Source organism: Campylobacter australis (assembly GCF_050586305.1).
Classification (GTDB): domain Bacteria; phylum Campylobacterota; class Campylobacteria; order Campylobacterales; family Campylobacteraceae; genus Campylobacter_A.
Window position 1 is genome coordinate 175690 of record NZ_JAXUAA010000001.1, and the last position, 16040, is coordinate 191729.

General features: G+C 36.8%; 13 protein-coding genes. 10 read left to right on the plus strand and 3 right to left on the minus strand.

Annotated elements, in window-relative coordinates:
• Window positions 1-4: 4 nt before the first annotated feature.
• The gene (polA, locus tag U5B17_RS00905; protein ID WP_430803489.1) at window positions 5-2644 is read right to left on the minus strand and encodes a DNA polymerase I; all 2640 of its coding nucleotides are present in this window, start codon (window positions 2642-2644) and stop codon (window positions 5-7) included.
• 75 nt (window positions 2645-2719) lie between these two features.
• Window positions 2720-4957 (minus strand): outer membrane protein assembly factor BamA, encoded by a 2238-nt coding sequence (gene bamA, locus U5B17_RS00910; RefSeq protein WP_430803490.1) that lies wholly within the window; start codon window positions 4955-4957, stop codon window positions 2720-2722.
• Between the two features lie 81 nt (window positions 4958-5038).
• Here bamA and U5B17_RS00915 point away from each other — a divergent pair, with 81 nt between their 5' ends.
• From U5B17_RS00915 to U5B17_RS00960, 10 genes are all read left to right on the plus strand, one after another.
• Window positions 5039-5869 carry a prephenate dehydrogenase gene (locus U5B17_RS00915; protein WP_430803491.1) on the plus strand — a complete coding sequence of 277 codons (831 nt, stop codon included), beginning with the start codon at window positions 5039-5041 and terminating at the stop codon, window positions 5867-5869.
• Between the two features lie 68 nt (window positions 5870-5937).
• Window positions 5938-7311, plus strand: a complete 1374-nt coding sequence (gene pgp6, locus U5B17_RS00920) for a peptidoglycan metallopeptidase Pgp6 (RefSeq protein WP_430803851.1) — start codon at window positions 5938-5940, stop codon at window positions 7309-7311.
• A gap of 27 nt (window positions 7312-7338) precedes the next feature.
• Window positions 7339-8223, plus strand: a complete 885-nt coding sequence (lpxC, locus tag U5B17_RS00925; protein ID WP_430803492.1) for a UDP-3-O-acyl-N-acetylglucosamine deacetylase — start codon at window positions 7339-7341, stop codon at window positions 8221-8223.
• Window positions 8224-8474: 251 nt separating this feature from the next.
• The gene (locus U5B17_RS00930) at window positions 8475-8666 is read left to right on the plus strand and encodes a hypothetical protein (RefSeq protein ID WP_430803493.1); all 192 of its coding nucleotides are present in this window, start codon (window positions 8475-8477) and stop codon (window positions 8664-8666) included.
• Between the two features lie 8 nt (window positions 8667-8674).
• The gene (gene thrB, locus U5B17_RS00935; RefSeq protein WP_430803494.1) at window positions 8675-9559 is read left to right on the plus strand and encodes a homoserine kinase; all 885 of its coding nucleotides are present in this window, start codon (window positions 8675-8677) and stop codon (window positions 9557-9559) included.
• A 22-nt stretch (window positions 9560-9581) separates the two neighbouring features.
• Complete coding sequence (locus U5B17_RS00940; RefSeq protein WP_430803495.1) at window positions 9582-9833, plus strand: DUF448 domain-containing protein; 252 nt, start codon at window positions 9582-9584, stop codon at window positions 9831-9833.
• Window positions 9820-12462 carry a translation initiation factor IF-2 gene (gene infB, locus U5B17_RS00945; RefSeq protein WP_430803496.1) on the plus strand — a complete coding sequence of 881 codons (2643 nt, stop codon included), beginning with the start codon at window positions 9820-9822 and terminating at the stop codon, window positions 12460-12462. Before U5B17_RS00940 ends, infB begins: the two co-directional genes overlap by 14 nt.
• Entirely contained in the window at window positions 12459-12824 is a 366-nt protein-coding gene (gene rbfA / locus U5B17_RS00950; protein WP_430803497.1) for a 30S ribosome-binding factor RbfA, read from the plus strand. The genes infB and rbfA overlap by 4 nt, the downstream gene beginning before the upstream one ends.
• The gene (gene rimP / locus U5B17_RS00955; protein ID WP_430803498.1) at window positions 12817-13233 is read left to right on the plus strand and encodes a ribosome maturation factor RimP; all 417 of its coding nucleotides are present in this window, start codon (window positions 12817-12819) and stop codon (window positions 13231-13233) included. The genes rbfA and rimP overlap by 8 nt, the downstream gene beginning before the upstream one ends.
• 1 nt (window position 13234) lies before the next feature.
• Window positions 13235-14887 carry a formate--tetrahydrofolate ligase gene (locus tag U5B17_RS00960; RefSeq protein ID WP_430803499.1) on the plus strand — a complete coding sequence of 551 codons (1653 nt, stop codon included), beginning with the start codon at window positions 13235-13237 and terminating at the stop codon, window positions 14885-14887.
• 36 nt (window positions 14888-14923) lie between these two features.
• Here the strand turns inward: U5B17_RS00960 and U5B17_RS00965 are convergent, their stop codons facing one another.
• Complete coding sequence (locus U5B17_RS00965) at window positions 14924-16030, minus strand: FtsW/RodA/SpoVE family cell cycle protein (protein WP_430803500.1); 1107 nt, start codon at window positions 16028-16030, stop codon at window positions 14924-14926.
• Window positions 16031-16040 lie beyond the last annotated feature (10 nt).

A 16040-nucleotide genomic window follows, 5' to 3' on the forward strand; every position in this document is an offset into this window, starting at 1 on the left:
TGCACTATTTTAGCTCACCCCAGTTTTTTGCTATATTTAGCGAGCACTTAAGCGGAACATTAAGAGTATAAATATTTTGCATTATCTGCCTTGCATGCTCTGCAAATTCTTGTGCATACTCATCTTTTACTTCAAATATCAACTCATCATGAATTTGCAAAAGCATCTTTGCGCGATCGTTTGTGATGGCTGAAATTTTAACCATTGCCATCTTTATAAGATCTGCTGCCGAGCCTTGGAATTTTGTATTTACAGCTTCTCTTTCTTGCATGGCTACTTGCATAGGGCTTGCGTTGCTAAAGTTAAAAAAGCGTTTTCTGCCAATAAGCGTGGTTATAAAACCATCATTTTTAGCTGAAATTTTAAGACTCTCTAAAAAGCCTTTTATGCTAGGAAAAGCCCTAAAATAGCGCTCTATATACTCCTTTGCTTCTGCGCGTGAGATATCTATTTGATCGCTTAGTTTATTTGCCCCCATGCCATAAATAAGACCAAAATTTATACTTTTTGCAACCGCTCTTTTTTGATCATCAGTGCTGCCAAATATGCTAATAGCCGTTCTTGTGTGTATATCCTCATCATTTTTAAAAGCATCAAGCAGTGCAGTATCACGGCTAAAATGAGCCAAAAGCCTTAGTTCTATTTGACTATAATCAAGTCCAACAAGGCTAAAGCCATCTTTTGCTATAAATGCTGATCTGACATCTTTGGCAAGCCTTCCACGAGCTGGTATGTTTTGTAAATTTGGATTTTTGCTTGAAAGCCTACCAGTGCTTGTACCAGTTTGTAAAAAACTTGTATAAATTCTTGAGTTCTCATCTTTCCTAGCAAGCGATAAAAGTGGCTCGCAGTAGGTGCTAACTAGCTTATAAAGCTCCCTATATTCTAGTAGTTTTTCTATCACTGGATGTTCGTTTATTAGCTCATTTAAAACACTCTCGTCAGTACTATATCCTGTTTTTGTCTTTTTTTTGACTGGAAGTTTTAGACGCTCAAAAAGTACTTCGCCAAGCTGTTTGACTGAGTTTATATTAAAGCTTTCGCCACTTAGTTCATAAATTTCACCACTTAGTGTTTTTAAGCGAGAATTTAGCAAGTTTAATAGTTCGCTCATCTTGTTGGTGTCTAGCTTTATACCGTTATTTTCAACTTCAAAAAGTGTTTTAACAAAGTCAAATTCTAGCTCATCTGCTATTTGTAAAAGCTCTTTATCCAAAGTATTTAAAAAGGTGTTGTAAAACTTAAGCGTTATCCATGCATCCTCAGCTGCGTATTTAACGGCATTTTCAAGAGCAACATTTGCAAAGGTTTCATCTTTTTTTACAACATCTTCAAATTTTATAGTTTCATAGTTATAAAGTCGCTTTGCTAAAGCGTCCATGCCAACTGCAATGCCAGGCTCACTAAGCCAAGCTAGTACCATTGTATCTTTTAGGTTTTTGGGTGGATTTATACCGTAGTTTTTGGCAACTATTTGTAGGTCGTATTTTAAATTTTGACCAATCACGCAACCTTTAAAAATTTGCTCTATTGCCCATTTTGCAACGCTTTGCTCTATCTGCTCGCCAACACCTAAATAGTTATGAGCTATTGGGACATAGTAGGCTTTTTGTTCGTTAAAGCAAAAGCTAAAACCCACTATCTTTGCAATTTGTGTGTCTATGCTTGTTGTTTCGGTATCAAAAGCCACGATAGTTTGGTTTGTTATATCTGAAAGCAGTGTCTCTAACTCATCTTTTTTAGTAAGTAAAACTGGCTCAAATCCAAGTGAGACATTTTCACTTTTTGCGTCATTTTCGATATGTTTTAAAATGCGATTTAGGTCATACTCTCTTAAAATTTCTATGATGTTTAAAAGAGGGTTTGTCTGTGGAAACTTGGCCTTACTAAGCTCTTTTTTTACATCAACATTATCAAAAAGTGTTGCAAGTTTTTTGCTTAAAAATGCACTATCTCGACCATCTATGAGCATATTTCTAACTCGTTCGTTTGATATGAGTGCTAAATTTTCATAAATTTGCTCGATACCACCAAACTCATCTATGAGCTTTTTTGCCCCCTTGCTCCCTATGCCTTTAACGCCCGGGATATTATCAGAGCTATCTCCAGTAAGTGCTAGATAGTCGCGTATAAACTCAGGTTTTACTCCGTATTTTTCGATACAACTTTGAGTATTATGCTCTATTTTGCTTTGCGGGCTATATATGCTTACTTTTCCATCTTCTATAAGCTGGTAAAGATCTTTATCATGAGTTACTATGCGAGCAAAAATTCCCTCTTTTTTGCACTCTTTGACTACGCTAGCTATTATATCATCAGCCTCGTATCCTTCGCGCGATATGGCACAAAGACCCATTTTTTCTATCATTTTTATACAAATTGGAAGCTGTGCTTTTAGCTCTGCTGGAGGTTCGCTTCTGTTTGCTTTATACTCTCTTGTAAGCTCGTGACGCAGTGTTTTTCCTTTGCTATCAAGGGCAAATATGATGTAGTCACTTTGATACTCTTCTTTTAAATTTAATATAAAATTTGCAAATCCACTTACCATACCGCTTGGTTTGCCATCTTTGTTTTTTAATCCGCTCATGGCGTAGTAAAGACGAAAGAAAAATCCAAATGTATCAATAATCGTTAAAGTTTTCATAAATTTCCTTTTAAAAAAGAAAATTGTAGCAAATTTGAGCTAAATTTTAAAAGAGAGCCAAAAGCTCTCTTTGTTTTAGAAGCGACGACCTATTGTAAATTCAAATGAGTTTGTGTCATCGTTGCGAGCTTTATTAAGTGCTTTTGCAAATATCAGCTGAAGTGGTCCAATAGGCGTTATCCACTCAATGCCTGCACCGTAGCTTGAGCGTTTTATCTCGCTTACACTTTTTTGTCCTATCATACCATAATCATAAAAAACCATACCGCGCATTTTGACACGGTCGATTAAAGGAAAGCTGATTTCAGCTGAGTTATTAAATGAAATTTCACCGCCAGTTTCATACCACTGACCATTTGAAGCAAGTACTTTTGGTGAAACAGATCTACTTTCGTAACCACGCAAATTTCTTATGCCACCAAGATATAGCTTTTCGTTGATAGGCACATAGCCATTATCCCAAACTTTTCCAAAGCTAGATTTGTATCTTAAGATAAAGTCATAATCAATATACTCTCTAAGACCTAAGTAGTAGTTAAAATCAGTTCTGTTTTTTACAAATTTTTCATCTCCGCCAATGCCTGCAAACTCAAACGATGTAGATGCTAAAATACCGCGTCGTGGTAGGTAGTAATCATCCGTGCTATTGTAGCTGATGGCTGGTATAAGTGAGCTTTTTAGATTTTTTCCTTCTTTATATCCGACCTCTTGTAGGACTTTATTTAGTCCTGAAATGTCACTTTGCTCTATAACATAGCTTAAAGAAGCGCTTAAATTTCTAGTGATTTTGCGACCAACGGTTAGGTTAAAGCCATACGACTTCTCTTCGTAGTTATCCCAATCGTAGTCATTTGCATATATCGTACCACCAAGACTGTATTCGCTATCAAAAATTCTTGGATTTGTTATACCTATTTGTCCAGAAAGCTCATCATCACTCTTATCAACGCTTATCGTACCTTTCATGCCAGAGCCAAAGATATTTGAGTCCGAGAGGCTGGCGCTTAGAAGCAGTCCATCAGAGCTTCCATAGCCGATACCACCACTTATAGTTCCCGTAGATGCTTCTTTTACATCAACTATTAGATCAACTGTATTTGCATCAACTCTTTCTTCTTTTATCTCAACATCATCAAAGTAGCTTGTGCGTTTTAGTGCGTCAGTTGAATCTTGCAAATCCGTCCTGCTATATAAGCTACCTTCTGTTAGGTAAAGTTCGCGGCGTATAACACGATCAACTGTGCGCTCGTTACCTGAAATTTTAACATTTCTTATATACACTTGCTCGCCAGGATCAACCTCATAAGTTATATCAACTGTGTGGTTATCATCATACTTTTGTGTATTTGGTGAGACTTTTACAAAGGCATATCCTTTATCGGCTACTAAGTCATCAAGCTTTTTCATGTCGCGTCTTAGGTGTTCTGAGTTCATTCTATCGCCAGCTTCAAGTTTAAAGTCACTTATAAGTTCATCTTTATCAAGCTCTAAATACTCAGGAGCATCGATATTTACGCTTGAAACATCGTATGGCTTACCTTCTTTTATATAGTATGTAAGATCTGCTGTATAGTTATCAAAAGAGGCGTTTAGGTAAGGAGCTGAGACGGTAGCGTCTAGGTAGCCTTTTTGAAAATATTTATCTTGTATACGAAGTGGATCATTCTCAAGTTCAAAGAGCCTTACTTTGCCATCATTGCGACCCCACATCCAGCCTGCCCACTCGCGACTTTTATTTGCTATGATAGGTTCAACATCGCCGTAGTCAAATTTCTTTGCCCCGACTAAATTTACATTTTCTATTATCATATTTTCGCCACGGTTTATATTTAGTGTTAAAAATAGTGAGCTTTCATTGTCCGCAACTGGCTTTTTTTCAACATCTACGACAGTATCAAAGTAGCCTTTTGACTCATAGTACTGGCGTATACGCTCTTTTGTTTTTTCGATACTAAGTTCATCATACATATTTCCTGGTTTTATATTTATTAGAGACTCGATCGCGGTTTTATCGTTTGTAACAACACCTTTTAGATCAACCCTAGCTATGCTTGGCTTTTCTTTTAAATTTATAACAATATTTCCAGTGCCATCACTAGTAAGATAAATATCTTCAAAATATCCTTGTTTAAAGAGGTTTGTGATAGCCTTGTCGCTATTTTCACCTGTTAGCTGCGAGCCTATTTTAAGCCCACTTATTTCACGAGCAACATCTGGTGAGATGTGTATGAGTCCATTAAAATTTACAGACTGAATTTGCTCAGCATTGGCTGCCGAAAATGCTAAAAGTAGCAAAAATAAATTTTTTTTCATCATTTAACCTAAAATTTGAGTATAAATGTCGTATAATAGCATATTTATTTTTAAAATTAACAAATTTGCAAAAGGTTTTGTATGAAAGTAGGCATTATAGGTCTTGGTTTGATAGGCGGCTCGCTTGGACTATCTCTTAAGGAGCAAAAATTAATCTCATGTGTAAGTGGCTATGATTTAAACAAAGCACATGAAGAAAAGGCGCTTGAACTAGGGCTTGTTCATGAAATTTTAAGCTTTGATGAGATGAAAAAAAAGTGTGATATTATATTTTTAGCAATCCCAGTCGAAAGTATAATAAAAATAGTAAAAGAGCTTGAAGATATAGCGCAAAACACTACTATTATCGATCTTGGTTCAACAAAACAAAAGATAATTGAAGCCGTGCCTCAAAAAATTCGCCCAAATTTTATCCCTGCCCATCCAATGGCTGGTACCGAGTACTCAGGTCCTCAAGCTGCAGTAAAAGAGCTTTACAGGGACGCTGTTGTTGTGGTTTGCGACTTTGAGGAGAGCCATGAAAGGCATGTAAAACGCTCGGTTGAACTTTTCTCACATCTTGGCATGAAAATAGTTTTTATGAGTGCAGCTGAACACGATCATCATGTTGGACTTATATCGCATTTACCGCATGCTATAGCGTTTTCACTTGCGAGTGGAGTGTTAAAAGAAGAGGATAGGCGACATATCATGGCGCTTGGTGGTCCAACTTTTCGCGGTATGATCCGTGTCGCAAAGTCTTCACCTATCATGTGGGGAGATATTTTTAAACAAAATAAAGATAATATTTTAGAGGCCATAAGAGTATTTAAAGATGAGCTTAGTAGGTGTGAAAAACTCATAGAAAATGAGCATTGGGAAGAGCTAAATAGCTGGATGAGTGACGCTAGAAAGATACGAGAAATTTTGTAGATTAACTTAAAATTTATTGATTTTTTAGTAGAATAGAGACGATTTTATTTTGAATTTTTAGGATTTTTATTTTGAGAAGAGGTATTAGTGCATCTGCCTTTGCACTTTTTGGGCTTTTGGTAGTTATTTTTGCTGGATTGTGGTTTTTATATACATCTGAAAATTTTGAGAGAAAAAAACCAGTTATAGCCATAAATGATACAATTTACTGGAATTTGCGCTCACCAGTTCAGATAAATATACAAGATGATAGTGGTGTAAAATTTGTTCGTGTTAGCATGAGCGATGGGCAAAATGAGATAAATATGTTAAATCAAATTCTAGAGACTCCGCTTAAAAATTTTGACTTAAATTTAACTTTTCCAAAGACAGGATTTTTTAGTAACAAAAAAGATAGCTATGATATGAATATAGAGGTTGTAGATATAAGTAAGTGGAATTTTTTTAGTGGGAATAAAGAGAAAAAAAATGTAAAAGTGATAGTTGATACTACAAAACCAGACCTTTATATACTCTCAAATTCTTACGCCATAACAAAGGGTGGTAGTGCTGTTGTTGTGTTTAAAGTGGCAGATAATGATCTAAAAGAGGTCTATGTCCAAACCGATTATGGAAAGAAATTTGCAGTAACGCCGTTTTATAAAGATGGATATTATGCTGCTCTTGTAGTTTGGCCAGCGGCTAGGGAAAATTTTCGTGCTGAAGTTGTAGCAAGGGATAGTGCAGGTAATGAAAATAGATCTTATATAAGATATTTCTTACAAAATTTTAAATACAAAAGTTCAACGATAGAGCTAAGAGATAACTTTATAGATGGGAAAGTTACCGAGCTTACCGAGCTTTACGCAAAAGATCCTCAAAGCTTAGGGCGACTTGAAAAGATGCGTTTTATAAATGAAACTTTGCGCGACTCAAACGAACAAAGTATCGCAGCTGTAACATCAAAGATCCCAACAGATCAAATATCAAATTTTAGCCTGCAAACATTCTATCCGTTGCGCAACGGCAAGAAGGTTGCTGACTTTGCTGATCATAGATTTTACACTTATAATGGCGAGCAAATAAGCGAGTCATGGCATATGGGAATAGATTTTGCTTCAGTGGCTCAAGCTCCGATAGTCTCGAGTAATGACGGCGAGGTTGTGTTTGCTCAAGAAAATGGGATTTATGGACAAAATATAGTTATTGATCACGGTTTTGGTCTTTACTCGCTTTATGCGCACTGTTCAAGTATGAGTGTAAAAGTTGGCGATAGGGTTACTTCAGGTCAGCAAATAGGCACCACTGGCATATCTGGTCTTGCACTTGGAGATCACCTTCACTTTGGTATCATCGTGCAAGGCGAAGAGGTAAGACCGCAGCAGTGGATGGATAAAAAGTGGATAAAAGATAATGTAACTAGCGTTTTAGACGCAGCAAAAGCTATGATAGATAAAAACTAAAAAGTGGTAAATTTAAAGGAAAATATAGTGAAACAAACAACCATAGCAAGACGAGTTGAAACTGTTGGTATAGGGCTTCACAAGGGCGAGCCTATAAGGCTAGTACTTGAGCCACTTGAAGCAAATATGGGCATAGTTTTTACTCGCACAGATCTTGGTATTAGCTTTCGTGCCGAGCCACAAAGTGTTATAAATACACAAATGGCAACAGTTTTAGGCAACCAGAATGGCTTTATAAGTACCATTGAACATCTCTTGGCTGCCATAAATGGATATGGGATAGATAATATTAGAATTTTACTTGACGCAAACGAAGTTCCAGTAATGGACGGAAGCGCTATAAGTTTTTGTATGCTACTTGATGAGGCCGGAGTTAGGCAGCTTGATGAAGGCAAAAAAGTGCTTATTATAAGACGCGAAGTCGAGGTAAGGGAGGGTGATAAATTTGTTCGTGCCGTCCCTTCAAAAGAGCCTAAATTTGACTATACTATAAAATTTGACCATCCAGTTATCGGTGAGCAAAGACATGTTTTTGAATTTAGTAAAACAAATTTTATAAAAGAGATAGCAAGGGCTAGAACTTTTGGTTTTTTAAAAGATTTGCAAAAGTTGCAATCCCAAAATTTAGCACTTGGTGCGTCGCTTGATAATGCCGTTGCTATTGATGATAATCGCATATTAAATCCTGAAGGTTTGAGATTTGAAAATGAGTTTGTAAGACATAAAATTCTTGACGCTATCGGTGATTTGGCGTTGCTTAAAGCGCCTTTGATGGGAGATTATTTTGCATTTGCTGGAAGCCATGATCTAAATCATAAGCTAACCCTTGCGATATTTGCCGATGCTAAAAACTACGAGCTTGCAACTCTTGATGCGAAACTTCTAAAAGAGTATGAGAGGGTTTTTGCATAAAAAGTATTGAAATTTTAATCATCTCTCTTAGCTCGCCACTTCTTGTTGGACTTTATGAAAGTGGTAAAAAATTTCAAGATATAAGTAGTGATGAGCATACTAGTGAGGCACTTGTTGGAATTCTTGATGAACTTAGTAAAAACTATACTATTACAAAAATAGTCTATGCAAATACACCCGGAAGCTTTATGGGTTTAAAGGTTGCTTATATAATTTTAAAGACATTTTGCCTAGTAAAAGGGTGTAAGTTTATGTCTGTTAGTGGTTTTGAACTAAATGACGGCGGAGCAGTAAAGGCAAATAAATCCCTTAGTTTTGTAATGGAAAAAGAAGGTGTTATTTTAAAAAAGACTGAGCCATCACCATTTGTTTTGCCAAATGATTTGTATAGTTTAAATTTAAATAATGAAACACTGCCAGAGTATGTTATAGCAGCAGTTTAGGGGGAAGATTGAAAATTTTAGTTCCAGCCACGAGTGCAAATTTAGGTCCTGGCTTTGATGCGCTTGGGCTTAGTTTAAAGCTTTATAATGAAGTTAGTATCGAGCCAGCAAGCTTTTCATCGGTTTCGATAAATGGCGAAGGAAGTCAGAATACTAGTTTAAAACGAAATAACCTTTTTGTAAGTGTTTTTAATGAAATTTTTTCCGAACTTGTTGGTAAAAGTGCAAATTTTAGGATGATTTTTGATAATAAAATCCCATTTTCAAGAGGTCTTGGAAGCTCATCAGCTGTTATTATATCAGCTATCGCTAGCGCATACACTATGGCTGGATTTAAGGCTCAAAAAAGTGTTATTTTAAATAAAGCACTTTTTTATGAGAATCATCCAGACAACATCGCTCCAGCCGTTCATGGCGGATTTATAAGTGCCGTAGTTCATAATGATAGCGTTTTTACAAATAAATTTCAGATAGACGCAAGCCTAAAAGCAGTCGTTGTGATACCTGATATGCCCATGAGTACGCACCATTCTCGTAGCGTTTTGCCTAAAACTTATTCAATGAAAGAGTGTGTAAATAACCTCTCTCATGCTGCTTTTTTAACATCTTGCTTTGCTAGTAAAAACTATGATATGTTAAAGGTGGCAGCTACTGACATGATGCACGAAGATCGCAGAATGTGCGAACTTAGCGAGCTTTTTGAAGTTAGAAAAGTTGCTTATGAAAATGGTTCATTGATGAGCACTCTTTCTGGCTCAGGCTCAACTTTTTTAAACATAGCCTACGCTACAGATGCTCAAAATTTGCAAAAAAAGCTGGCTGAGAGATTTGTAAATTTTAAAGTTTGCATACTTGAGTTTGACAATGATGGATTTATTATCCTGCAAAGCTAAAAAAAAGCTAAAAAAAGATATAATGAACAAAAATAATCCCATAAGAACCTGCGTAGCTTGTAAAATCAAACTATCACAGCACAAGCTTTTTAGATACCGAGTTAGTAGCGGCAATATTGAGTTTGGTGCTGGAAATGGACGCAGCTTTTACCTATGTGATGAATGTCTTAAAAAAGATGAAAAAATTTTAAAAAAGATACTTGACAGATACGCAAAGGGCGTAAATTTGGAAGGTTTAAGTTTAAAGGAGATGCTCTTAAATGGCAAACATTAGAATTTCAGAAATCGCAAATGAGATTGGCTATCCAGCCAAAGAGGTACTAGAGAAGGCACAAGAGCTTGGACTAAAGGTTAAAACTCACTCAAATGCGGTCAGCCCAGAGGATGCTGAGGCGATTTATGAATATATAACGACTGGCGAAATTCCAGAGAGATTTAAAAAGAAAAAAGCTGAATCTAAGGCAAAAAAAGAACCTACAAAAAAGATTGAAACAAAAGATGAAGCCGACAAAAAGCCAGTAAAAGATGAAAAACTAAAAGAAACTAAGAGCGAAAAAGAGCTAGCAAAAAAGAAAAAAGTAGCTGAAGTCTCGCAAGTTGAGCCTAAAAAAGAGCCAGTCATTAGTCAAATGCAAGAAAAAATAGAGCTAAAAGAGCCAGAAAAACAAGTTGCTAAAGAGAGTCTTGCTGAGATTAGCCAAAAGCGAAGAGGTCTTGTTATTGTAAAGAAAAAGAGCGACGAGCAAGCAAGCGCACCAAAACGCACAGAAAGAGCCCTAAACTCAGAGCCAATGGTGCCAAAAAATTTGGAAAATATGTTCTCGAGTATTGGCAATGATACTAAAAAGAAAAAGAAAGATATTAAAAAACAGCCTGTAAATTCTAAAAAAGGTAGTAGCGAGAAGATAGACTTTTTAGGTGCTAGTGACTTTGCTGATATTGTCCTTGAAGATGAAGATGTAGTGGTGCTTCCAGACTTTACTTTTAGATCCCCAACTCCACAACCAACACAAAAGGCAAAGCAGCCAAGCGTCTATAAAAATGCACAAAATGCGACTGTAAATCCTTTTGAGGGTGGCATACAAAGACGCTCTCGTAAAAAGCATAAAAAACCAGAGAAGAGCCAAAATAACGAGACTATAACATCAGTTGAAATTCCAAGCGAAATTCGCGTTTATGAGTTTGCTGAAAAACTAAACAAACAACCAAGCGAGATAATAGGCAAACTATTTATGCTTGGTATGATGACTACTAAAAATGACTTCCTTGACCCAGATGCTATAGAAATTTTAGCCGATGAGTTTAATGTCGAAGTAAATATCATAGATGATCAAAAAGAATTTGACTATGTTGCGGCATATGAAGAGGGGATTAAAGATGACGATAATCTGCAAATCCGAGCTCCAGTCATCACAATTATGGGGCATGTTGATCATGGAAAAACATCGCTGCTTGATTATATAAGAAAGTCGCGTGTAGCAGCTGGCGAGGCTGGCGGTATCACTCAACATGTTGGTGCATATATGGTTAATAAAAATGGTAAAAACATAACTTTTATCGATACTCCAGGACATGAAGCCTTTACCGCCATGAGGCAAAGAGGTGCAGGGGTAACTGACATTGTTATCGTAGTTGTTGCTGCTGATGATGGGGTAAAACCTCAGACAAAAGAGGCAGTATCTCATGCTAAAGTGGCCGGAGTGCCTATTATTATAGCTATAAATAAAATGGATAAAGAGTCGGCAAATCCAGATTTAGTTAAAACTGGTCTGGCTGAACTTGATATAATGCCAACAGAGTGGGGCGGAAGTCATGAGTTTGTGCCTATATCAGCTAAAACTGGTATGGGTATAGATGACTTGCTTGACATTGTGCTTTTGCAGGCTGAAATTTTAGAACTAAAAGCAAACCCAAAAGCAAGTGCAAAGGCGACTATTATTGAAAGTTCACAGCAAAAAGGTAGAGGCTCAGTTGCTACTATTATAGTTGAAAATGGTACTCTTAGGGTGGGTGATACAGTGGTTGCTGGTGTAGCATATGGAAAGATAAGAAGCTTGCTTGATGATCAAGGCGGTGCTTTAAAAGAGATAAAACCAGGTGAATGCGGCGTTATAGTTGGACTTAGTGAAGTGGCTGAAGCTGGAGAGACTCTTATAAGTGTTAAAACCGATAAAGAGGCTAGAGAGTACGCCCAGAAAAAGGCTGAATATCTACGCCAAAAAGAGCTTAGCAAATCAACTAAAGTTAGTATAGATGAGCTTAGCGCTAAGATAGCAGAAGGTGAGTTAAAAACACTTCCAGTTATTATTAAAGCCGATGTTGGAGGTTCGTTGGAGGCTTTAAGAGCAAGCCTTGAAAAGCTAGCAAATGAAGAGGTAAAGGTAAATATAATACATTCTGGTGTTGGCGGCATAACGCAAAGTGATATCGCTCTCGCGGCAGCTAGCGAAAACTGCATAGTTTTAGGCTTTAATATTAGACCAACTGGAGAGATAAAAGAAAAAGCAAAAGAAAATGGCGTTGAGATAAAAACATATAATGTTATATATAACTTAATAGACGATGTAAAAGCTCTACTTGGCGGACTTATGTCGCCTATTATACGCGAAGAGCAGTTAGGTCAAGCTGTCGTTCGTCAAGTTATAAATGTTCCAAAAATAGGCGCGATAGCTGGCTGCTTGGTTACTGAAGGTAGCATTAACAGAGGAGCAAAAATTCGCCTTATACGCGAAGGTGTTGTAGTTTATGAGGGCAAGGTAAGCTCGCTTAAGCGCTTTAAAGATGATGTAAAAGAGGTAGCAAAAGGCTATGAGTGCGGTGTTGGCATAGAAGGATATAATGATATTCGTGAAAATGATTATATCGAAAGCTTTAAGGAGATTGAGGAGCAAGTCAAGCTATGAATCCACATGAGATTAAGCGACTAAGAACTGAAAGTGTATTAAAAGAGCTTATCCCAGAGGCTCTTGCTACACTTGAAGATGGGCTTTTAAAAGGGCTTTGTGTTACCGATGTTGAGTGCAAAAAAGGTCGATATGACGCCTTTGTATATCTTGATAAGATGGCGTTTGATGAGTATGAGCAAGGCTATATACTATCGCACTTAAGGCGAGTTTCAAAGCATTTACAAAACCATTGCATGGCTGCTGAAGGCTGGTATAAAGCACCAAATTTTCACTTTAAATTTGATGATAGACTAGAGTATCAAAATCATATGGATAAGCTTTTTGATAAAATTTCAAAGGATTTAAAAAAAGATGAATGAGCTAGAGAAACTTGTAAAAGAGTGTGGAGTAGAGCTTTATGATACTGAGATTGTGAGTGAAAATGGTAGAACCATATATAGAGTTTATATCACAAAAAAAGATGGTATAAGTCTTGATGATTGCGAAAAGATAAGCCGTTTGCTCTCGCCTATATATGATGTTACTCCGCCAGTTTCTGGAGACTATGTACTTGAAGTAAGTAGTCCAGGACTAGAAAGAAAGCTAACTAACCCAAGACAGTTTGCTTTGAGTATAGGCGAGCTTGTAAAGTTGCAGGCTGGAGAGTTAAAAATTTCTGGTAGATTGGTTAAAGCTGATGATGAGAGTATAGCTGTTGAAAATAGTGATGGAATTTGTGAAATAAAAATTTCAGAGATAAAAAAAGCAAAAACATATTTGGAGTGGTAAAATGCTAAGTGACATTGAGATAACACATCAAGCAAAGCTTGAACATATAGTAAAAGTAGCGCAAAAGCTAGGGCTTAGTGAAGATGACATAGAACTTTATGGAAAATACAAAGGTAAAATTTCCCCTCGTCTTAAAGCTTCAAGCTCAAAACTCATCTTAGTTACCGCAACTAATCCAACTCCATTTGGAGAGGGCAAAACAACAACTTCAGTAGGGCTTGCAGACGCATTAAGTAAGCTAAATAAAAAAGTTTGCCTAGCTCTTCGTGAGCCATCTCTGGGCCCAGTTTTTGGTATAAAAGGGGGAGCTGCTGGTGGTGGATACTCACAGCTTGCGCCGATGGAAGATCTAAATTTGCATTTTACTGGCGACTTTCATGCTATAACATCGGCAAACAACCTTATCTCAGCCATACTTGATAACAGCTTACATCAAGACAACCCGCTAAATATTGATAAAATTTTATGGAAGCGCTGCATGGATATGAATGACCGTGCGCTTAGATTTATAACCGTTGGACAGGGTGGTAAAGCTGATGGCGTAGAGCGCGAAGATGGATTTAACATCACTGCTGCAAGTGAGATTATGGCGATACTTTGCCTTGCAACTAGTCTTGCAGACTTAAAAGAAAAAATTTCAAATATCATGGTTGCTTATGATAAAGATGGCAAACCTATTTATGTACGAGATTTGGGTTGTGCGGACGCTGTTTGCATACTTTTAAAAGATGCTATAAAACCAAATTTGTTCCAAACTATTGAGCAAACTCCAACCTTGGTTCATGGTGGACCATTTGCTAATATCGCACATGGTTGCAACTCTATAGTAGCCACAAAAACTGCACTAAATTTAGCTGATTATGTAGTTACTGAGGCTGGTTTTGGCTCAGAGCTTGGTGCTGAAAAATTTCTTGATATCAAGTGTCGTATTGCTGATTTGGCACCAAATGCTGTTGTTTTAGTAACTACTATCCGTTCACTAAAACACAACGGTGGAGCGCAAAAGACAGAGCTTAGTGTTGCAAATGAAGAGGCTCTAAAAAATGGCATAGTAAATCTAGGCGGACATATCGAAAATTTAAAAGATAAATTTGGACAAAATGTAGTCGTAGCTTTAAATCGCTTTGGTTTTGATATTGATGAAGAGATCAAAATCGTTCGTGATTACTGTGAGCAAAATGGCGTTAAAATGGCAGTTTGTGAGAATTTTGCAAAAGGTGGTGCAGGCGCGATAGAACTTGCAAAATTTGTCCTTGAAGAGTGTGAAAAGCCAAGCAAAATAAACTTTGCTTATGGGCTAGATGATGACATTGCAACCAAGATTACAAAGATAGCTACTAAGATTTATGGTGCAAGTGATGTTATTTTTGAAGAAGCTGCACAAAAAGCACTTACAAAGATAAAAGAGCTAGGACTTGAAGCTATGCCAGTTTGTATAGCCAAAACACAGTATAGCTTTAGTGATGATGCAACTCTTTTAGGAAGGGCTAAAGATTTTAAATTTAGTGTAAAAGATTTAGAGATTCGTACTGGAGCTGGTTTTATAGTCGCTGTTTGTGGTAAGATAATGCTTATGCCAGGGCTTGCGAAAATTCCTGCTGCATGTGGCATGAAGATAGATACGGCAAATGGAGAAATTTCAGGACTTTCATAAAAATATTTGTGGGCAACTTAGCCCACTTTTTTAATTTTACTTTTGAATTTGTAAAAATTTCCCTGTAAAGTCAAATCTAAATGTAAGCAAATTTTGCAAAATTCCAAAAAGAACCATAAATGTTATAAAGCTAGTTCCGCCGTAGCTAAAAAATGGCAAAGGAACCCCTACAACTGGCGCGTAGCCTATCGTCATAGACACATTTACTCCAACATAGATAAATATTAGTATCGCAAGTCCAGTTGTAATAACTTGCGTAAAAAAGTCCTTTTTGAGTATGTAGTTTAGGCTTAATAGATGAAAAATTAAAAGTGCATAAATTCCAAGTACGCCAAGTGCTCCAAAAAAGCCAAAACGCTCAATATTGTAAGCAAATATAAAATCACTCGTCGCAATCGGTAAAAATTTAAAATGTGTCTGTGTAGCCTCATCTTTTGGCTTACCAGCAAGTCCGCCACTACCTATGGCTATAATGCTTTGCTTTACATGATAGCTTGGCTCTTCAGAGAGAAAATCTGTAATGCGTTTCTTCTGATAATCGTGCAAATTTTCATATATTAAAGGCGCGCAAACACCAATAGCAATAAAAATCGTAATCCAAATTTTCTTATCAACACCTATAACAAAAAGCACAGCATATCCAACCAGCAAAAGTACGAGTGCAGTCCCAAGATCAGGCTCTTTCATGATGAGAATAAAAGGCAAAAGTATATATATACTAAGGCGTAAGAATTCTTTTATCCCGTATCCCTCTTCTGGTGGCGGTCGCTTTTTTATAAGATAGGCAAGCATTAGCAAAAGAGCTGGCTTCATGAACTCAGATGGCTGAATAGTAAAATGAACAAAAGGTATCTCAAGCCATCTTTGTGCTCCAAGTCTGCTTGCTCCAAAAATTTCAACTGCGATTAAAAGTCCGATACAAAGCCAGTAAAAACTAGGTATCAGCCACTCAAGTTTTCTAATGGGAAATATAAAAAATATACAAAAAACAACAAAGCCAACACCAAAATACACAAGCTGTTTATTTGCTAGCATTTGGCTTGCTTCTGAAACTAAAATGTGTGAAAAAATTATAATTGGTACAACGAGCAAAGGCTGTAAAAAGTCAAAATGTGTTAAAATACGCCTATCAAAAACTATCAAATGAGCTAAC